16 protein-coding genes are annotated in these 20014 nt (G+C 70.9%); 9 read left to right on the forward strand and 7 right to left on the reverse strand.

Features of this window, described 5'->3' with window-relative positions; genetic code table 11:
• Window positions 1–218: 218 nt before the first annotated feature.
• The 7 genes from H9Y04_RS46995 to H9Y04_RS31810 all read right to left on the reverse strand — a co-directional run bounded on the left by H9Y04_RS46995 (window position 219) and on the right by H9Y04_RS31810 (window position 8309).
• A complete protein-coding gene (locus H9Y04_RS46995; protein ID WP_187817577.1) occupies window positions 219–617 on the reverse strand; it encodes a cytidine deaminase in 399 nt (132 codons plus the stop codon).
• Complete coding sequence (locus H9Y04_RS47000; RefSeq protein WP_187817578.1) at window positions 614–1876, reverse strand: ABC transporter permease; 1263 nt, start codon at window positions 1874–1876, stop codon at window positions 614–616. The genes H9Y04_RS46995 and H9Y04_RS47000 overlap by 4 nt, the downstream gene beginning before the upstream one ends.
• Window positions 1873–2985, reverse strand: a complete 1113-nt coding sequence (locus H9Y04_RS31790) for an ABC transporter permease (protein WP_187817579.1) — start codon at window positions 2983–2985, stop codon at window positions 1873–1875. The genes H9Y04_RS47000 and H9Y04_RS31790 overlap by 4 nt, the downstream gene beginning before the upstream one ends.
• The gene (locus H9Y04_RS31795) at window positions 2982–4625 is read right to left on the reverse strand and encodes an ABC transporter ATP-binding protein (protein ID WP_187817753.1); all 1644 of its coding nucleotides are present in this window, start codon (window positions 4623–4625) and stop codon (window positions 2982–2984) included. The genes H9Y04_RS31790 and H9Y04_RS31795 overlap by 4 nt, the downstream gene beginning before the upstream one ends.
• A 207-nt stretch (window positions 4626–4832) precedes the next feature.
• A complete protein-coding gene (locus tag H9Y04_RS31800; RefSeq protein ID WP_187817580.1) occupies window positions 4833–5891 on the reverse strand; it encodes a BMP family lipoprotein in 1059 nt (352 codons plus the stop codon).
• Between the two features lie 212 nt (window positions 5892–6103).
• Window positions 6104–7198 carry a BMP family lipoprotein gene (locus H9Y04_RS31805; protein ID WP_187817581.1) on the reverse strand — a complete coding sequence of 365 codons (1095 nt, stop codon included), beginning with the start codon at window positions 7196–7198 and terminating at the stop codon, window positions 6104–6106.
• A 232-nt stretch (window positions 7199–7430) separates the two neighbouring features.
• The gene (locus tag H9Y04_RS31810) at window positions 7431–8309 is read right to left on the reverse strand and encodes an iron-sulfur protein (RefSeq protein ID WP_187817582.1); all 879 of its coding nucleotides are present in this window, start codon (window positions 8307–8309) and stop codon (window positions 7431–7433) included.
• A gap of 146 nt (window positions 8310–8455) precedes the next feature.
• Between H9Y04_RS31810 and H9Y04_RS31815 the strand changes: the two genes are divergently transcribed.
• The 9 genes from H9Y04_RS31815 to H9Y04_RS31855 all read left to right on the forward strand — a co-directional run bounded on the left by H9Y04_RS31815 (window position 8456) and on the right by H9Y04_RS31855 (window position 19987).
• Complete coding sequence (locus H9Y04_RS31815; RefSeq protein ID WP_308801302.1) at window positions 8456–9481, forward strand: FecCD family ABC transporter permease; 1026 nt, start codon at window positions 8456–8458, stop codon at window positions 9479–9481.
• A complete protein-coding gene (locus tag H9Y04_RS31820; RefSeq protein WP_187817583.1) occupies window positions 9478–10533 on the forward strand; it encodes a FecCD family ABC transporter permease in 1056 nt (351 codons plus the stop codon). The genes H9Y04_RS31815 and H9Y04_RS31820 overlap by 4 nt, the downstream gene beginning before the upstream one ends.
• Window positions 10530–11399, forward strand: coding sequence for an ABC transporter ATP-binding protein (locus H9Y04_RS31825; protein ID WP_236071734.1), 870 nt, complete (start codon window positions 10530–10532; stop codon window positions 11397–11399). Before H9Y04_RS31820 ends, H9Y04_RS31825 begins: the two co-directional genes overlap by 4 nt.
• A gap of 140 nt (window positions 11400–11539) precedes the next feature.
• Window positions 11540–12565, forward strand: coding sequence for an ABC transporter substrate-binding protein (locus tag H9Y04_RS31830; protein WP_187817584.1), 1026 nt, complete (start codon window positions 11540–11542; stop codon window positions 12563–12565).
• Between the two features lie 145 nt (window positions 12566–12710).
• Window positions 12711–13922 (forward strand): ATP-grasp domain-containing protein, encoded by a 1212-nt coding sequence (locus H9Y04_RS31835; RefSeq protein WP_187817585.1) that lies wholly within the window; start codon window positions 12711–12713, stop codon window positions 13920–13922.
• A gap of 92 nt (window positions 13923–14014) precedes the next feature.
• The gene (locus H9Y04_RS31840) at window positions 14015–15751 is read left to right on the forward strand and encodes an IucA/IucC family protein (protein ID WP_187817756.1); all 1737 of its coding nucleotides are present in this window, start codon (window positions 14015–14017) and stop codon (window positions 15749–15751) included.
• A 6-nt stretch (window positions 15752–15757) separates the two neighbouring features.
• Window positions 15758–17005: an MFS transporter gene (locus H9Y04_RS31845; RefSeq protein WP_187817586.1), complete on the forward strand. Its 1248-nt coding sequence runs from the start codon at window positions 15758–15760 to the stop codon at window positions 17003–17005.
• Window positions 17005–18747, forward strand: coding sequence for an IucA/IucC family protein (locus tag H9Y04_RS31850; RefSeq protein ID WP_187817587.1), 1743 nt, complete (start codon window positions 17005–17007; stop codon window positions 18745–18747). The genes H9Y04_RS31845 and H9Y04_RS31850 overlap by 1 nt, the downstream gene beginning before the upstream one ends.
• A gap of 28 nt (window positions 18748–18775) precedes the next feature.
• Window positions 18776–19987 carry a type III PLP-dependent enzyme gene (locus tag H9Y04_RS31855; RefSeq protein ID WP_187817588.1) on the forward strand — a complete coding sequence of 404 codons (1212 nt, stop codon included), beginning with the start codon at window positions 18776–18778 and terminating at the stop codon, window positions 19985–19987.
• The last annotated feature ends 27 nt before the right edge of the window (window positions 19988–20014 follow it).

Consider the following 20014-nt stretch of genomic DNA (forward strand, 5'->3'; position numbering starts at 1 on the left):
GCGCCCCCCGGGGGGGGGGGGTTTGGGCGGCGCCCCCCGGGGGGGGGGGGTTTGGGCGGCGCCCCCCTGGGGGGGTGGGTATTGGCCGCGCCCCCCGGGTGGGTGGGCCGCGGGGGCTTCGCCCCCTGCACCCCCTCTGGGGCTTCGCCCCTCGCCCCCACTGGGGGCTGCGCCCCCAGACCCCGCCTGCTCAAACGCCGCAGGGGCTGAAGTTGGGCTCAGCCCTTCAGGTGATCCGGGCCGAACGCCTGCGGCAGCATCGCCGACAAGGGGAGGACGCCCTCGGGGGTCTCCACCAGGAGGTCCGGGCCGCCGAACTCGTAAAGGAGCTGGCGGCAGCGGCCGCACGGGACCAGGACCGCGCCCGTGCCGTCCACGCACGTGAAGTGCGTGAGGCGGCCGCCGCCGCCCGCGACGAGCGAGGAGACGAGGCCGCACTCGGCGCACAGGCCGAGCCCGTACGAGGCGTTCTCGACGTTGCAGCCCGTGACCACCCGGCCGTCGGAGACAAGTGCCGCCGCGCCGACCGGATAGTGCGAGTACGGGGCGTAGGCCCGGGACATCGCGTCCCGGGCCTGCGCTCGCAGGTGCTCCCAGTCGAAGGGAGCCGTCGTCACTTGCCCTGGCCCTTGTAGTAGGGCAGACCGTCCGCCTTGGGCATCCGCAGGCGCTGGGCCGACAGTGCCAGGACCACCAGCGTCACCACGTACGGCGTGGCCGTCACGAACTGGCTCGGGACCTCGTCCGTCAGGAGGTACCAGACCAGGACGAGGGCCGCGACGGCCGAGGTGATCACTGCCGGGACGTACCGCTTGCGCCAGATCTGCCAGCCGATGGCGATGACCATCAGGAAGAAGAGCAGGAGCAGCAGCGCGTGGACGTTGGTGCCGCCGCCACGCAGGTTGAGGCTGTCGGTGTAGCCGAACAGGCCCGCGCCCATCGCCAGGCCGCCCGGCATCCAGTTGCCGAAGATCATCGAGGCGAGACCGATGTAGCCGCGGCCGCCCGTCTGGCCCTCGAGGTAGAAGCTGGCCGACACGATCGAGAGGAACGCACCGCCGAGGCCCGCGAAACCGCCCGAGATGATCACGGCGAGGTACTTGTACTTGTAGACGTTGACGCCCAGGGACTCGGCCGCGACCGGGTGCTCACCGCAGGAGCGCAGACGCAGACCGAAGGACGTGCGCCACAGCGCCCACCAGGTGAAGGGCACCAGGGCGATGGCGATCACGGTCAGCGGCGACAGGTTGGTCATCGCGCCACCGAGCAGGCCCGCGATGTCCGAGACCAGGAACCAGCCCTTCTCGTTGAGCGAGTCCAGCCAGGTGGACAGGCCCGGGATCGAGAAGGTGCCGAGGGTCTCGACCGGCGGGGACTGCTTGGAGGTGCCGCCCTCGACGTTCTCGAAGGCGAAGGTCGACATGTAGCGAGTGGCACCGATCGCGAGGATGTTGATCGCGACACCGGAAACGATGTGGTTGACCTTGAAGGTGACCGTGGCGATCGCGTGGATCAGACCGCCGATCGCACCGCCGACCACGCCCATGAGGAGACCGGTCCACGGGCCCCACTGGTAGCCGGCCCAGGCACCGAACCAGGTGCCGAGGATCATCATGCCTTCGAGGCCGATGTTCACGACGCCCGCGCGCTCGGCCCACAGACCGCCGAGACCGGCGAGGCCGATCGGCACGGCGAGCTTGAGCGCGGTGGACATCTGGCCGACGGAGGTGATGCCGTCGGCGCCGGTGATCAGGCGCACGATCGAGACGAGGACCAGCAGGCCCGCGACCCCGATCATGATCTTCGCAAGCGAGAGCTTGCCGCCCGTGGGGCGCGGCTGCACCTTGGGCTTGTTGACGTCGGTTGCCGTGCTCATCGGGCAGCCACCTCCTCATTGCTCTTGGTCTTACGGGCGGCCGCGGCGAGCTCTTCGCCGACGCGCTGCTGCTGACGCTTGAGGCCCCACTGGCGCACGGCCTCGTACGAGATGACGACCGCGAGGACGATCAGGCCCTGCATGATGACCGCGATCTCCTTGTCGTAACCGCGGTAGTCGAGGTCCTGCGAGGCCTTGTCGAGCCAGGCCCACAGAAGCGCGGCGAACGCGATGCCGACCGGATGGTTGCGGCCGAGGAGTGCGATACCGATGGCGGTGAAGCCGAGGCCCGCCGGGAAGGTCAGGCCGTAGGTGTGGGAGTCGCCGAGCAGGATGGGCAGGCCCGAGAGGCCGGCCAGACCGCCGGAGATCAGCATGGCCATGAGGACCATGCGCTTGGCGTTCACACCGCTCGCCGCGGCGGCCGACTCGGAGGCGCCGGTGGCGCGCAGGTCGAAGCCGAAGCGGGTGCGGCCGAGGACCAGCCAGTAGGCGATGCCGACCAGGACCGCGAGCACGATCAGGCCGTAGATCTCGCCGCCGGCGACCTCGATGCCGGGGATCCAGCCGGATTCCTTCATCTCGCCGGTGGTGGAGTTGTTGCCGACCGCGACACCGAAGTTCTCGGTGAGGGTCAGCCAGGCGATCAGGCTGGTCGCGATCGCGTTCAGCATGATCGTGGCGACGACCTCGCTGACGCCGCGGGTGGTCTTCAGGACGCCCGCGATACCGGCCCAGAAGGCGCCGGTGAGCATCGCGACCAGGATCAGCATCGGGACCTGCAGGAAGGACGGCAGCGCGACATGCGCGCCGACCAGTGCGGTGGTCATCGCGGCGAGGCGGTACTGGCCGTCGACGCCGATGTTGAACAGGTTCATCCGGAAGCCGACCGCGACGGCGACGGCGGCCAGGTAGTACATCGTGGCCTGGTTGATGATCAGGACCTGGATGTCGGAGAACGTGGCCTGCTCGAACATGATCGTGTACGGCTCGATCGGGCTCTTGCCCGAGACGAGCAGCACGACCGAGGTCAGCGCCACGGCCACGACCAGCGCGATGGCCGGTCCGGCGAGTGCGAGCAGCACCCGCTCCTTGTCGAACTTCTTCATCGGGCCTCGTCCTCCGGGGCGTCCTGCGGGTCCGGCGCGTCCTCGCGGGCCTGCTGCTCCAGCAGCGTGGCCTCGCTCAGCTCGGCGTCCTCGTCGTGCTCAAGGTGACCGGTGACAGCACCCGTCATGGCGGAGCCGAGCTCCTCGGGCGTGATGGTCGCCGGGTCGGCGTCCGCGACGAGCTTGCCGCGGTAGATCACGCGCAGGGTGTCGGAGAGACCGATCAGCTCGTCCAGGTCCGCGGAGATCAGGAGCACCGCGAGTCCTTCGCGGCGGGCCTCGCGGATCTGGTCCCAGATCTGGGCCTGCGCGCCGACGTCCACACCACGGGTGGGGTGGGCGGCGATCAGGAAGCGCGGCTTGTGGCTCATCTCGCGGCCGACGATCAGCTTCTGCTGGTTGCCGCCGGAGAGCGAGGCCGCGGTGACGTCGATTCCGGGGGTACGGACGTCGTACTCCTGGACGATGCGCTTCGTGTCCTCCTGCGCGGCCTTGAGGTCCAGCCAGAAGCCCTTGGCGTTGGGCTTCTCGGTGACGTGGCCGAGGATGCGGTTCTCCCACAGCGGGGATTCGAGCAGCAGGCCGTGGCGGTGGCGGTCCTCGGGGATGTACCCGATGCCGTCCTCGCGGCGCTTGCGGGTCGGCCACGCGGTGATCTCGGTGCCGGCCAGCTGGATCGTGCCGGAGTCGGCGCCCTTGAGGCCGATCAGCGCGTCGATCAGCTCCGTCTGGCCGTTGCCCTCGACGCCCGCGATACCGAGGACTTCGCCCTCGTGGATCGTGAAGGAGATGTCGTCGAGCAGCGCACGGCCGCCCTCGCCCTCCAGGCGCAGGCCCTCGACCTGGATCATCGGCCGGTCGGTGACCGTCGAGTCGCTGGTCTCGGGGGTGGGCAGCGCGGAGCCGACCATCAGCTCGGCCAGCTGGCGCGGGGTGGTCTCCGAGGGGACGGCCGTGCCGACCGTCGTACCGCGGCGGATCACCGTGATGTCGTCGGCGACGGCGAGCACCTCGCCGAGCTTGTGCGAGATGAAGATGACCGAGAGGCCCTCGGCCTTGAGCTCGCGGAGGTTGGCGAAGAGCGCGTCGACCTCCTGCGGCACGAGCACCGCGGTGGGCTCGTCGAGGATCAGGGTGCGGGCGCCGCGGTAGAGGACCTTGAGGATCTCCACGCGCTGGCGGTCGGCCACGCCGAGGTTCTCGACCAGGGCGTCGGGCTTGACCCCGAGACCGTACGCGTCGGAGATCTCCTTGATCTTCTTACGGGCCTGGCCGCCGATGCCGTGCAGCTTCTCGCTGCCGAGCACCACGTTCTCCAGGACCGTGAGCTGGTCGGCCAGCATGAAGTGCTGGTGCACCATGCCGATGCCGCGGGCGATGGCGTCGGCCGGGCTGCCGAGGGACACCTGCTCGCCGTTGATCGCGATGGTGCCCTCGTCCGGCTTCTGCATGCCGTAGAGGATCTTCATCAGCGTCGACTTGCCCGCGCCGTTCTCGCCGACCAGGGCGTGCACGGTGCCCTTGCGGACGCTGAAGTGGATGTCGTGGTTGGCCACGACACCGGGGAAGCGCTTGGTGATGCCCGCCAGTTCTACGGCAGGCGCCTGGCCGTCGGCCGGAGGGCTGCTGGACGCGTTGATGGCGACTCTCCTCAGGGAAGGGGCGTCCTGCGCAACGCCCCTGGTTCAACGACAGTGTTGAAACAGTGAGGGCCGCGCGTGCAGTGGCCCTCCGGATGGAAGGAAACGGGGTACGGGAGATGATGCTCGCCGTACCCCGTTCCCGTCCCGTGTCACGACAGTGAACGTCGTGACCGTCACGGCGTGAACGCCGTGACCTTCAGATCATTACGGGGTGGTCTTGACCTTGATGGAGCCGTCCTTGATGCCCTCTTCGGCCTTCTTCACGGCCTCCTGCACCTCGGTCATCTTCATGAAGTCGGGGTTGGAGTCGGCGAGCGCGACACCACCGGACTTCAGGTCGGCGCGGATCACACCGGTCTCGGGCTTGCCGTCCTGGACCGACTTGGCCAGGTTGAAGACCGCGTCGGAGACACCCTTGGTGACCGAGGTCAGGATGTAGTCCTTGTACTTGGCAAGGGCCTTCTGGTTGTACTGGTCCGAGTCGACGCCGATCGCCCACTTCTTGGCCTCGGCGGCGGCCTCGATGGTGCCCTGACCGGCCAGGCCCGCGGCGTGGTAAACCACGTCGGCGCCACCGTCGATCATGCCCTTGGCGGCTTCCTTGCCGAGGTCGGGCTTCGAGAAGCCGTCGAAGTTCGGCGGCTGGGTCAGGTACTGCGAGCGGACCTTGACCGACGGGTCCGTGTCCTTGACGCCCTGCTCGAAGCCGGCCTGGAACTTCTTGATCAGCGGGGTCTCGACACCGCCGACGAAGCCGACGGTCTTCGACTTGGTGGTCTTGGCGGCGGCCACACCCGCGAGGTAGGAGCCCTGCTCCTCGGAGAAGACGAGGTCCGCGACGTTCTTCGCCTGGACGGTCTCGTCGTCCACGACGCCGAAGGTGGTGTCCGGGAACTTCGCGGCCACCTCCTTGACGGCCGGGGCGTAGGCGAAGCCGATGCCGATGACCGGGTTGTAGCCCTGCTTGGCCAGCGAGGTGAGGCGCTGGATCTTGTCGGCGTCCGACTCGCCGTCCGAAGGCTCGACGTCCTCGCCGCCGATGTTCAGCTCCTTCATGGCGCGCTCCATGCCCGCGTAAGCGGCATCGTTGAAGGACTGGTCGCCCTTGCCGCCGATGTCGTACGCGATGGCGACGCCCTTGCCCTTGGAGTCGTCCGAGGACGAGGAGCCGGAGTCGGTGGACTTACCGCCACAGGCGGTAAGGGAGACAGCGAGTGCGGTGGCAGCAGCGCCTGCAACCGCGAATCGGGACACCCGGTTCATGGGGAGGTTCTCCTTCGTACAGCGCCTACATGACGCATGTTTCGCCGCAGCGTAACGCGCGTAGACAAAAGTTAAAACCGCTTGGGAACACCTGTTATCTGCTTGTGCCTGGACTCACAGCTTGCGGCTTTTGTCCCATGCGCCAAAGCAATGCGCCGGACCAGCGGAAACAGCCGGTCCGGCGCAGTGAGTAATGCCGAGGTGACGAAAGGTTACGGAGCGGACTTCACCGTGATGGTCCCGTCCTCGATGGCCTTGCGCGCCTTGTCGACGGCCGCGACGAGCTCGGCCATCTCCTTGTACGCGGGGTTGGAGTCGGCCAGGCCCACTCCGTTGGCCTTGAGGTCGAAACGCTGCTCACCGGTGAGCGGCTTGCCCTCGACCACGGACTTGGTGAGGGCGTAGACCGCGCCGCCCACGTCCTTGGTCATCGAGGTGAGGATGTAGTCCTTCTGCTTGTCCAGCGCCTTCTGGTTGTACTGGTCGGAGTCGACGCCGATCGCCCACTTCTTCTCGGCGGCGACGGCCTCGATCGTGCCCTGCCCGGCGAGACCGGCGGCGTGGTAGATCACGTCGGCGCCCGCGTCGAGCTGGCCCTTGCCCGCCTCGCGGCCGAGGTCCGGCTTGGAGAAGCCGTCGAAGTTCGGCGGCTGGGTCAGGTACTGGGTCTTGACCTTGACCGACTTGTCCGTGTCGGTGACGCCCTGGACGAAGCCCGCCTCGAACTTCTTGATCAGCGGGATCTCCACACCGCCGATGAAGCCGACCGTCTTGGTCTTGGTGGCCTTCGCGGCGGCGACGCCGGCGAGATACGAGCCCTGCTCCTCGTTGAAGACGAGGGACGCGACGTTGGGCTCCTTGACGGTGGAGTCGTCGATGATCCCGAAGGTGGTCTTCGGGAACTTCTTGGAGACCTCGCCGACGGCCTTGGCGTAGACGAAGCCGACACCGATCACGGGGTTGTAGCCCTGCTTGGCCAGCGAGGTCAGGCGCTGGATCTTGTCGGCGTCCGACTCGCCGTCGGAGGGCTCGACGTCGACCCCGCCGATCTTGAACTCCGCCTTGGCCTTCTCGTACCCGGCGAACGCGGCGTCGTTGAAGGACTGGTCGCCCTGGCCGCCGATGTCGTACGCGAGCCCGATGCCCTTGCCCTTGTACGAGGAGGAGCCCGCCTTGTCGCCGCCCTTGGTCTCCTCGGGCGTGTTGCTCTCGGTGCTGGTCTTGCCACAAGCGCTCGCCGCGAGGGCCAGGGCGGAGACCGCCACAGCCACTCTGGAGAGCCTCGATATCCGCCGCTTCTGCCGCATTGGAAGCATCCCCTTCATCCCAACGACCCCCACGATCCCCAACGCGCCGCTGCGGGCGCTGATTTCAGCGCGCAGTGACGCTGGTTTCGGCGCACAGTAACGCGCGTAGAAAAGCAGGGGAACGGGGTTTCGCCGGGACGTTACCGAAACGTGGTGAGGGCGTACGACGGCGAGTCGGCGGTGTGCCGGGGGCGTTACGCGCAGGTGACGCGGGGAACGGAACGGGTGGCGCTCATTCCGTTTCGATCCGGCGCACTCGCTCCGCGTCGCAGACGCGCGGGCACGTGGCGCAGGCCCGGGCCGGTTCCGCGGTCGAGTCCGGTGCGCTACGGATGGCGTAGTAGAGACAGCATCCGGCCCGGGTGCGGGTCAGGTGGGTGCGGCCCGAACTGCCTTGCAGACGGCGGAAGTCGGCGCCGGAGGGGAAGGGCGCGATACCGGTGGGCAGGAGCGTGGTCGCGGACCGCACGGACTGCTCCTCCTGGCCGAGCATCCGGCCCAGGTACCAGACGCCGGAGACCAGGTCGTCGCCCGCCATGCCCCACAGGGCGCGCGGGCCGCGGCGGATCGCGGGGCCGATGGCGGTGAGCAGCGGGCGCATATGGTCGGCGTAGGCGGCGCGCAGTTCGGCCCGCAGAGCCTCCTCGTGCGCGACGACGCGTACGCCGGGAAGGCCGGCCGCCGGATCCCCGGGCAGGCAGGTGAACCCGCCGGGCGTGAGCGCGAGTTCGGCGGTCGCCAGGTCGATACGGATGTCGCGCGGGCGGATCCGCGGCACCCGGCGGGTCAGGTACCAGGGGCCGCTCAGGAGCAGTCCGACGCTCCACAGGTAGTGGTGGAGCAGCCGGGAGGCGGCGACCTCGCGGCGCGGAGCGGGCCCGAACTTCGCCTGGATACGGGCCACTTCACCGTCGATGGCGGCGTCGAGGAGCTCCGGGCGTGCGGCCAGGGCGGACCCGTCGGCCGACTGCTCCCCGTACGGCATCGGCGGTCGGCCGATCTCGACCTGCAGCGACTCGCAGGTCTCCAGGAGGAGTCGGTACGTGCCGGACAGCGACGAGGCGTCGTTTTCAGCCGAAATCGCCGGCAGAGTGGCCGGTCCTGTGCTCAACTGCGCCCCCTCGTCGACAACGCCATAAGGCGAGGCTTACCTTAGCCATAGCCCGAAGATCTTGACCGCAAGGGCGTGGCCGCGCGTCGACGACCGTCTCACAGCAAGTTGACAGACTTAGGTATGCCTAACCTAAAGTCCACGTCGTGTCCAAATCCGCAACGGGTGTCGCCGCCGGCGCTCCCCCCACCTCCGCCCGGCGGATACCTCTCCTCCTGGCCGGGGTGGCCTTGTTGGCGCTGTGCGCCGCGCTGAGCCTCGCCCTCGGAGCGCGGCCGGTGCCGCTGTCCACCGTGGCGGACGCCCTGTTCGGGGGCGCGCAGGGGAAGGAAGCCCTGGTCGTGACCGGTCTGCGGCTGCCCCGTACGGTCGTCGGTCTCGCCGTCGGCGCGGCGCTCGGGGTGGCGGGGGCCGTGGCCCAGGGCATCACCCGCAATCCGCTCGCCGCGCCCACCACGCTCGGCATCAACGCGGGTGCCGGGTTCGCCGTGGTGGTCGCCATCTATGCGCTCGGACTCAACCAGCCTGTCCAATATGTGTGGTTCGCGTTCGCGGGAGCGGCGGGCGCGATGTTCTTCGCGCTGCTGCTCGCCCGACGCTCCGGTGACATCGAGCCGGTGCGGCTCGCCCTCGGCGGTACGGTCCTGCAGCTCGTGCTGCTCTCCTGGACCTCCGCCGTGATGCTGGCCAGCGAACGCACCCTGGACGAGGCCCGCTTCTGGCTGGCCGGCTCCATCTCGGAGCGGCCCCTCGACGTGCTCTATCCGGTCCTTCCGACGCTGGTGCTCGGCCTGCTCGTCGCGCTCGCCGTCACCCCGGCACTCAACGCCCTTGCCCTCGGAGACGACTCGGCCCAGGCGCTCGGCGTCCCGGTGGCCCGTATCCGGCTCGCGGGCGCGGTGGCGGTGGTGCTGCTCGCCGGTTCCGCGGTCGCCGTCGCCGGGCCCATCGGCTTCATCGGACTCGCCGCGCCCCATCTCGTACGGCCGCTCCTCGGCGGCGACCACCGGCTGCTCGTGCCCGGGTGCCTGATCGCCGGGCCGCTGCTGCTGCTCGCCGCCGATGTGCTCGGGCGCGTGGTCATCCGGCCGTCCGAGCTCGAAGTGGGCATCGTCAGCGCCTTCCTGGGGGCGCCGCTGCTCGCCCTGCTCGCGCGGAGGGTGGCCCGATGACCGGCCTTCTCGAAGCTTCCGCCCCGGCGCGCGCGGTGAGCGCGCGCACCCGGGTCCGCCGTCGCGTGCTGCTGCTCGGCGCGTGCGCCGTCGCCGCGCTCGTGGCCCTGTCCGTCGTCTCGCTCACCGTCGGCCAGATGTCCATGGAGGCCTCCGTGGCGCTACGGGCGCTCGTCGGACTCGGGGACCAGGGCGATGTGTTCGTGGTGCAGGAGTTCCGCGCGCCCCGGCTCGCGGCCGCGCTGATCGCGGGCGCCGGGCTCGGTGTGGCGGGGTCGCTGCTTCAGCGGCTGTTCCGCAATCCCCTGGCATCTCCGGATGTCATGGGCATTACCGGCGGCGCGTCCTTCGGGTCCGTGGTGCTGCTCGCGACCGGTGCGTCCGCCTCGTTCATCCCGCTCGGCGCGCTCGGCGGAGGGCTGCTCGCCGCGCTGCTGCTCGGTGTCTTCGCCTGGAGCTCGGGCCTGACCGTCACACGGCTCGTGCTCGTGGGCCTCGCGGTCCAGGCGGGTCTCGCGGCGGCCGTGAACCTCATGGTGGTGCGCTTCCCCGCCGAGCTCGCCGGGGCGGCCCTGCAGTGGACGACCGGCTCGCTGTACGGGCGCACCTGGACCGAGGTCGGCGCGGCCGCCGTGGCCGGTGTCGTGGCGCTCGCCGCCGCATTCGTGCTGCACCGGCGGCTCGCGGTGCTCGACCTCGGGGACGAGTCGGCGGGTGCGCTCGGCATCAAGGTGTCCAGCGCCCGGCTCCAACTGCTGCTCACCGCCATCGCGTTGGCCTCCCTGGCCGCCGCGCTGACCGGTCCCGTCGCGTTCGTGGCCCTGGCCGTACCGCATCTGGTGCGCTTCGTCGCGGGTCCGCCCACGGCCGCGACCACCGCGCTGTCCTGCCTCGTGGGAGCCGTGCTGCTGCTCTCCTCCGACCTGGTGGTGCAGCACCTGCTTCCGGTCGAAGGACTGCCCGTCGGGGTGGTCACCGCGACGCTCGGGGCCCCCTGGCTCCTCGTCTTGATGATCCGTCAGAGCATGCCCGCCAACAGGAGCTCCGTATGACGTCCGAGCAGCTGGCCGCCACCGAGCATCGGGTTCCCCGGGACGACGCGTCCGCTCCCCGGCGCAACGAGCTCTCCACCCGCGGGCTCGATCTGCGCTACGGCGACCGCGTGATCGTGGACGGGCTCGACCTGGTCCTTCCCGGTGACGCGATCACCGCGATCGTCGGGCCCAACGCCTGTGGAAAGTCCACCCTGTTGCGCGGCCTGACCCGGCTGCTCGCCCCCGCGGGCGGCTCCGTGGCGCTGGACGGCACGGACATCCACCGGATGCCCGCCCGCGCCCTCGCGCGCCGGATGGGGCTGCTTCCGCAGCAGCCGGTGACGCCCGAGGCGATCACCGTCGAGGCCCTGGTCCGGCTCGGCCGCTATCCGCATCAGCGGCTTCTCAGCCCGTGGTCGACCGCCGACCAGGCCGCCGTGGACGCGGCCCTCGCCCGCACCGGCACCGATGTGCTGCGCGAGCAGCCCGTGGACCAGCTCTCCGGCGGTCAGCGCCAGCGCGCCTGGATCGCCCTGGCCCTGGCGCAGGACACGGATCTGCTGCTGCTCGACGAGCCCACGACCTTCCTCGATCTGCGGCACCAGCTCGATGTCCTCGATCTGGTGGCCGAGTTGCACGCCGAGGCCGGCCGCACCGTCGTGATGGTGCTGCACGACCTCGGACAGGCCGCCCGTTACGCGGACCACCTCGTGGTCCTCAAGGACGGGCAGCTCGCGGCGGCCGGCGCACCGGCCGACGTCCTCGACGCGGAGCTCGTGAAGTCCGTGTTCGACGTGGACTGCCGGGTGATCCCCGACCCGGAGTCCGGCACCCCGCTCGTCATCCCCAGACACCGGCCTGCCGGACGGCGCCCACCTGTCTGAACAGCGCCAAGTCCCCCAGCCCGTACGGCTCGTGCGCCTGCTGCCCGTACGGCTCCTGCTTCTCCTGCCGTACGGCTCCTGCTCCACCTGCCCGTACGGCAGAAACCCTCGATGACCGCTCACAACAGGAAAGAACCCTCATGTCCACCAGAACCACCCCGCGCGGCCTGCGCCGCCTCGGCACCGCTCTCGCCGCCCTCGCCATCGGCGTCACGGCGCTCACCGGCTGCGGCGGCAGCGAGGACAAGTCCACCGACTCCAAGGGCAAGGAGAACGTCGGCGCCGCGTCCGACGCCTTCCCGCGGACCGTCAAGCACGCCATGGGCGAGACCGAGATCCCCACGCAGCCCAAGAACGTGGTCGTGCTCGACACCGGTGAGCTCGACTCGGTCACGATGCTCGGCATCAAGCCGGTCGGCGCCGTCTCCCCGCACTTCAAGACCGCGGGCGGCTTCCCCGAGTACCTGGGCGACAAGGTCGAGGGCGCCAAGGACGTCGGCCCGCTCCTGGAGCCGAACCTCGAGCTGATCGCCTCGCTCAAGCCGGATCTGATCCTGTCCTCCAAGGTCCGCCACGAGAAGGTCTACGACAAGCTCAAGGGCATCGCCCCGACCGTCTTCACCGAGACCACCGGCGGCCCCTGGAAGGAGAACCTGAAGGTTCACGCCGAGGCCCTCGGTCTTGAGAAGGAGGCCGGCGACCGCCTGAAGGCGTACGAGGCCCGCGCGAAGGCGCTGGGTGAGGCCATCAAGGAGAAGTTCGACGGCAAGATGCCGTCCGCTTCGGTGGTCCGCTTCGTGGCCGGTCCGACGCGTCTCTACCAGAAGTCCTCGTACAGCGGTGTCGTCCTCGACGACATCGGCCTGCAGCGCCCCGAGTCGCAGTCCTCGACCGACCCCGAGGTCACGATGCTCGACGTCAGCCCCGAGCAGATCGACAAGGCCGAGGCCGACCTGGTGTTCGTGACGCTGGCCGACGAGCCGTCCAAGACCAAGCAGAAGGACGTCACGTCCAACCCGGTCTGGAAGTCCCTCGGCGCCGTGAAGAACGACAAGGTCTTCACCGTTCCGGACGAGACCTGGATGTCCGGCATCGGTGTCCAGGCCGCCGAGCACATGCTCGAGGACGTCGCGAAGGCCGCGGGCGTCGAGCTGCCGGAGGCGTAACGCTCCAAGGCGTAACGCCCCAAGGGTTCACGTCCCAAGGCTTCACGTTCCAAGGCTTCATGCCTCTCCCGGGCCGGGCCGCACTCCCCCATGGCGGCCCGGCCCCACCCCCTTGCTCACCCCCCACCCGGAAGGGGTTCAGCCCATGCGGCTGTTCCTGCTCGCCACCGTCCCCACCGACTCGGTCACCGAAGGCTTCCTGCCCGCGGCAGCCCGCCTCGGACTCGACGTCACCCTGCTCACCGACCGCCCCGAACTGCACCAACGCGCTTATGAGGGGCTCGACTTCGCCGCCGGGGTCGAGATCCTGGAGTGCGACGTACGGGACTTCCGCGCGGTGATCACACGGATCGCCACGCACGGCCACCGCCCCGACGCGGTGTTCACCAACAGCGACCATCTGCAGACCCAGGCCGCCCTGGCCGCCGACTACTTCGGCCTGCCCGGCAAGGACTGGCGGGCCGCGCTGCGCGCCAAGGACAAGGCCGGGATGCGCCGTCATCTGGCGGCCGAAGGCGTCGATACGGTCTGGTCGGCCGAGCTGCCCGCGGGCCAGGACCCGGCCTCGCTCACCTCGCTGCCCGTGCCGTACCCGTGCGTGGTCAAGCCGCGCGAAGGGGTGGCCAGCGAGGACGTCGTGCTCGTCGACGGACCGGCCGAACTCGTGCTGCGCTGCAAGGAGATCCAGGAGCGCAGGACCGGTGCCGCCCTCGTCGTCGAGGAGTACCTGCCCGGCGAGCTGTACACCCTGGAGACGCTCGGGGACGGTACGCGCCGCCATGTGCTCGGCGGGTTCCACACCGAAGTGTCCGCTCCCCCGGTCTTCATCGAGGAGCGCCTCACGTTCGTGCCGGCGCACCCTCCGGAGATCGTGGCGCAGGTGCTCACCCAGCTCGACGCGCTCGGGGTCGGCTTCGGCGCCTGCCACACCGAGTTCGTGGTGCACGAGGGCCGCGCGCGGATCATCGAGGTCAACTACCGCGCGATCGGCGACCAGTGCGATCTGCTGCTCGCGCAGCTTCTGGACATCCCGCTCTTCGAGCACATCCTCCGGACGCATCTCGGGACCCCGCTGCCCGATGACCTGGGCGCGCGCGATGACGGCCGTGCTCGCCTGGAGTACCCGTGCGCCACGTCGGCGGGCACGCTGCTCGCCGCGCCCCGGGCGCAGGATCTGGACGCCGACGGCGTACGCATGACGTACCGGCCGCTGCGTGAGGTCGGCGAGCGCCATGAGCTGTACGGCACCAACCGGGACTATCTGGGGGTGCTGCGGGCCATCGGTACCTCGCAGGAGGCCGTGGACCGGGTCGTGGCGGACTTCCTGGCCGCGCAGCGGTGGGAGATCGCGCCGTGAGCGCTGCATCCCGGGTGCGCCTGCCGGAGGGTGCGGCTTCGGTTGCGGCTTCGGTCGCGGCTTCGGACTGCGCCTCCGTCGAGGACGAGCTGATGCTGCGGGTCCTCGGCGCGCTGCTGCGTGAGGACGTGGTGGGGCTGCGGACCCGTGGCGCGGTGGTGCGGCGTGCGGACGGACCGTGGCTGCGCCTGGCCGCGAGGCGTGCGGTGGTCCCGGCGCAGGGCGAACGTTCCGACGCGCTCCTCCTTGCGCTCGCCGAGGACGGCTTCCAGAGCGAGTACGCCGCTCGGCTTCCGTATCTCGTACGGGAATCCGACAGCGCACATCTGACGGACACGGACAGTGTCCTGGCCGCCCTGAGCGCCCTGGCCGACCCCGTCGACCGGCCCGGCTTCGACGCCTTCGCCGCCGAGTGCCGGCAGACCCTGGCCACCATGCGGCTGCACGCGCGCGTACAGCCCGAGGTGCTCGGCGCGCTGAGCGCGCGGCACGGCACGGATCCGGCGCGCTGGAGCGGCCTCGGCTCCTCGCTCGCGTACGACACCCTCGCCGCCCATCTCGACCACCCCGTCTATCCCACCGCACGGGGCCGCTCCGGCCTGAGCGACGCACAACTGCACGCGTACGCCCCGGAGTTCCACCCGACGTTCGCGCTGCGCTGGATCGCCCTGCCCAAGGACGCGGTCACCGCGCGCGGGGGCCTGCCCGCCTTCTGGCCCTCCCCCGCCGACCTCGGCCTGCCCGGGCTCGCACAGTCCCATCTGGCCCTGCCCGTCCACCCGCTCACCGCAGGCGAACCGCTGCGCGAGGCCCTGCGCGCCACGGGCCTCGACGCGGACGCCGTGCTCGCCGAAGATCCGTATCTGAATGTCGTCCCGACCCTCTCGATGCGTACGGTCGCCCTCGCCGACGACCCGGCGGCCCACCTCAAACTGCCGCTCGCCACTGCCACGTTGGGCCTGCGCAACCGCCGCACCATCAAGCCCGGCACGCTCGTCGACGGCGCCGCGGGACAGCGGCTCATCGAGACGGTCCTGGACCGTGAGCCCCGCTTCCGGGGCGTGATCCTGCACGCCGACGAGAGCACCTACGCCCACGCCGGTCACGAGCTGCTCGCCGTGCTGCCGCGCACCTACCCGGCCGGTCTCGACGACTGCGTGGTGCTGCCGATGGCCGCACTCCTGAGCCGGGCGCCCGGGGACCGGCTGGTGATCGACCACCTCGCGGCCCGCTTCCACGGCGGCGATCCGCTCGCGCTGCTCGACGCCTGTCTCACGCTGCTCTTCGACTGGCAGACCACGCTCTTCTCGTACGGCATCGCCCTCGAATCGCATCAGCAGAACATCTCGCTCGTCCTCGACGAGGGCGCGGGCGGGGGCCGCACCCGGCTGCGGCTGCTGTTCAAGGACAACGACGGGCCGCGCATCAACACCGTCCGGCTGCGGCAGATGCTCGGTGAAGACGCCCCGGATCCCTGCGAGTTCGACGACGGGCGGATCTTCGGCGAGGACGACGAGGCCGTCACGGACCTCTTCACCACGATCACGCTGCACCTGTGCGCGGGCGCCTACGCCTTCGGGCTCGCCCGGCACGGCCGTGCCCCGCTGGACGAGCTGCTCGCCCTGGTGCGGGCCCGGCTCGCGCAGGCCGTGGCGCGGATGGATCCCGGGCCGGGCGCGGTGCTCCGCAAGCACGTACTGGACGCGGGGCAGCTGCCTGTCAAGGCGATGGTCACCGCGGGCAGTCTGCTCAGCAAGGAGCGTTCGGGCGCCGCGGACATCAACAAGCACTACACGAGCGGGCCCAACTACCTGCTCCGAGGAGTGTGAGCGGCGATGACCGCGACCACCCCGTCGGTGCGGCGGCAGAAGGAGCCCGACCGTCCTGCGGCCCTGGGCCGGCGGCAGGTGCACGCCGTGGCCGGCTGCTACTTCGTGGCCTCGTTCGCGGCGCTCGGACTGCCGCCGTATCTCACCGAGATCCTGCCGGAGCTGGGCGACAGGACCGCCCGCTGGGCCGGTCTGCTGTATGTCGTCCCGACGGTGTTCGGTGCGCTCGGCGCCCCGCTGTGGGGCCGGCTCGCGGACCGCTTCGGACGCAAACGGCTGCTTCTTCGCGCCCAGTTGGGCCTCGCGCTCGCCTTCGTGCTCGCCGGGTGGGCCGACTCGCTCGGCACGTTCACGGCGGCGCTCGTGCTCCAGGGCATCCTCGGCGGCACCTTCGCGGCCTCCAACGGCTATCTCGCCGCGTCCCTCGAAGGCCCCGGCCTGTCCAGGGCGCTCACCTTGATGCAGGGCAGCGCACGCGCCGCGCTGGTCGTGGCGCCCATCGTGGTCGGCGCGCTGTCTCCGTGGCTCTCGCCGCACCGGCAGTACGCGCTGCTCGCGGTGCTTCCGCTGGCCGCCGCGGTGATGCTGTGCCTGCTGCCGGAGCCGGGGAGGCCGCAGGTCCGTGCGGCCGAGCCCGTCGACGTCCCGCTTCCCACGGCGACACCCCTGCGCGCCCTGTACGTCTACGAGTTCACCTTCGTGTTCTCGACCGTCATCTCCTTCCCGTATCTGATCGCGCTCATAGAGGACCGAATACCCGGCATCTCACCGGCCGTCTCCGGAGTGCTCTTCGCCCTGCCGCACCTGTGCTACCTGCTGTGTGCGATGCAGGTGCACGGGCGCTTCGTGGAGCGTCCGCGCCTGGGCATCGCGCTCGGCTTCGGCTTCATCGCGCTCGGTCTCGCCGGGCACGGTCTCGCCCATTCGCTCGCCGCGTTCACCGCCGTACGGCTGCTGCTCGGCGTCGGGCTCACGCTCGGCCTGGTGTGTCTGTCCGTGCTCGCCGCCGACTGCGCCAAAGGGCGCCCGCCCGGCGGGATGTTCGGCTCACTTGAATTCGTCTCCAAGGGCGGCGCCGTGGCCGCCGGTCTGGCGGCCGCCGCGGGCAACAGCCTGCTCGGGCCCGCCGCCCCCGTCCTGACCGGCACGGCCGTCGCCCTGGGCACCGCCTGTGCCGTCGGTCTGCCCGCCCTGTTCCGCCGCTCGACTCGCATCCGCATCCGCGTCCGCGACCGCATCCGCTGGAGCCCCTGATGTCGCTGCCCACGGGCACCGTCCCCGCCGTACCGACCACGCCGCCCGAACTGCCCCGCGCCGACTGGGCCGTGGCACACACCCTCCTCAACTGCCTGCTCCGCGAAGTCTCCGCCCCCGAGCACCAGACCGCCGTCTGTGACGACCACCTCCTCCTTCGCCTGCCCCGCGCCGGCGTCCTGCTCCGCGTCGCGCTGCGCCGCACCTCGCTGCTCGGTGCGCACCGCTACACCGGCCCCGTGTACGTCCAGCGGGGCGACACCTGGGCGGAGGCGGACTGGCGGCTGCTCGCCGAATACACGCAGGCCGAGCTGTCGCTGCGGACCGGGGTGCGCAACGAGGAGTTCCTGGAGCAGATCGCGTCCAGCCACCAGGGGGTGCGGGCCGCGCTCGCCGGCGCCCGCTCCCGGGAGCTCACCGCGGACCCGTATCTGGCCTCCGAGCAGTCGCTGCTGTTCGGGCACCGCTTCCACCCCGCGCCGAAGGCCCGCAGCGGTGACGCCGCGTCCTGGGCCGCGTATGCCCCCGAGGCGGGTGCCTCGTTCCCGCTGCGGCTGTTCGCCGTACGGGAGCACCTCGTCGCCGAGGAGCTGGCGCGGCCCGACGCGGCGGCCGCCCTGGACCGCCTGCACCCGTCCGTGCCCGCCGGCCACCGGCTGCTTCCCGCCCACCCCTGGCAGCTCTCGCTCCTGGAGGACCACCCGGCGCTGCGCGCGGCGCTGGCGAGCGGCGACATGATCGACCTCGGGACCACCGCGCGGCCCTTCGCCGCCACGGCGTCGGTGCGCACGCTGTACGACGGCGACACGTTCCTGAAGTTCAGCCTGAACGTGCGGATCACCAACTGCCTGCGCAAGAACGCCAGTTACGAGCTGTCGGGCGCGGTGGCCCTGACCCGCTTCCTGGACGGGGCGCTCGCCGATCTGGCCGCCCGCTTCCCGGGCAGCGCGATGCTGCGCGAGCCCGCGTACCGCAGCCTGGCGCTGCCGGGACCGGACGGGAAGCCCGATGTGGCGCTCCTGGAGGGCTTCGGTGTGATCGTCCGCGAGGGGCTCTCGCGGCGTCTGCTCCCGGGGACGACTCCGCTGCTCGCGGGCGCGGTGGCCGACGAGTATCCGACCGGGCCCGGGCACATCTCGCGGCTCCTGGACGGTGCGGGCCCGCACGAGACTCTCGCGTGGTGGCGGGCGTATCTGAAGCTGCTCGTGCCGCCGGTGATGGCCGCGTACTTCGACCATGGGCTCGTCCTCGAACCGCATCTGCAGAATGTCCTGGTCTGCGTCGGCGAGGACGGGATGCCCGCCCAGGTCCTGTTCCGCGACCTCGAGGGCACCAAGCTGCTGCCCGAGCACCACGCCGAGACGCTGGCCGGCCTGCCGCCCGAGGTCGCGGGCCCGATGACCTATGACGCGCAGCGCGGCTGGGACCGGGTCGTGTACTGCCTGCTCGTCAACCACGTCAGCGAGCTGCTCGCCGCGCTCGCCGATCTGCACCCCTCGCTCGAAGCCGCGCTGTGGGCCGAGGTCCGCGCCGTACTGCAGGAGCACGCCGACGCGTACGGCTGCCCGCCGCGGCTCGCGGCGCTGCTCGCGGGGGTGCCGCTGCCCGCGAAGGCCAATCTGCTCACGCGCTGGGAGCGGAAGGCGGACCGCGCCGCGGGCTATGTCCCTCTGCCGTCGCCGCTCGCGGAGTCCGTCCTGAACGGAGCGTCCGCCCCACTCGACCCCTGGAGCACCCGATGACCGCCCCACTCGCCCCTTGGAGCGCCCGATGACCGCCCCGACCCCCGCCGTCCGCGAGCGGATCGACTCCCTGTCCGGCGAGGAACTGCCCGCTTACGTCTACGACTTGGACGCGCTGCGCACCCACGCCCGCGCCGTACGGGCTGCGCTGCCGCGCCAGGTCGAGCTGTACTACGCGGCGAAGGCGAACCCGGAGCCGGAGATCCTGTCCGCGCTCGGCCCGTACGTGGACGGCTACGAGGTCTCCTCGGGCGGCGAGCTGACGCATGTCGCCAAGGCGGCGCCAGGCCGTGCGCTGGCGTTCGGCGGGCCCGGCAAGACGCCCGCCGAGATCGCCACGGCGCTGGAACTCGGCGTCCGGCGCTTCCACGTGGAGAGCGCGTACGAGCTCCGCATGCTGGCGTCGCTGACCGCACGGCACGCCCCGTCCGAGCGGCCGGGCGTGCTCCTGCGCTTCAACCTCCCGCTGCCCGAAGCTTCCCTGGAGAGCAGCTCCCTGGCGATGGGCGGGCACCCGACCCCGTTCGGCCTCGACCCCACCGAGGCCGACACACTCGTCGGGCTCCTGACGGACGGCACGTATCCGCAGCTGGAACTCCTGGGCGTGCACGCCCACTTGGCCAGCGGCCTCGACGCGCCGGCGCTGCTCGCCCTGGCCCAGTCGGTCGTGACGTGGTCCCTCGACCTGGCCGGACGCCACGGCGTCCGCTTCGGGGAGATCAATGTGGGCGGCGGCATGAACGTGGACTACGCCCACCCCGCGTCCCGCTTCGACTGGACCGCGTATGGCGAGGGACTTGGCGAACTCCTGGCTCCTCACCCTGACTTGACCCTGCGCATCGAACCCGGCCGGGCCCTGACCGCGTACTGCGGCTGGTACGCGACCGAGGTCCTCGACGTGAAGCGGAGCCACGGCAAGGAGTTCGCCGTGGTCCGCGGCGGCACCCACCATCTGCGCACCCCGGCCACGAAGGGCCACGACCAGCCCTGCACGGTGCTGCCCGCGTCCGCGCCGTGGCCCCACCCGTGGCCGCGGCCTTGCGCGCAGGGCGCCCAGGTCACGTTCGCCGGTCAGCTCTGCACCCCGAAGGACGTCCTCTCCCGCGACGTCCCGGCACCCGGCCTACGGGCCGGCGACCGCGCGGCCTTCGCCCTGGCGGGCGCGTACGCCTGGAACATCTCGCACCACGATTTCCTGATGCATCCGCGGCCGACGTTCCACTTCCTGGGGAGGGACTGAGCAGTCCGGCCGCCGGTACCCTCGCGG

The organism is Streptomyces polyasparticus (assembly GCF_014493765.1).
GTDB classification, from domain to species: Bacteria; Actinomycetota; Actinomycetes; order Streptomycetales; family Streptomycetaceae; genus Streptomyces; species Streptomyces polyasparticus.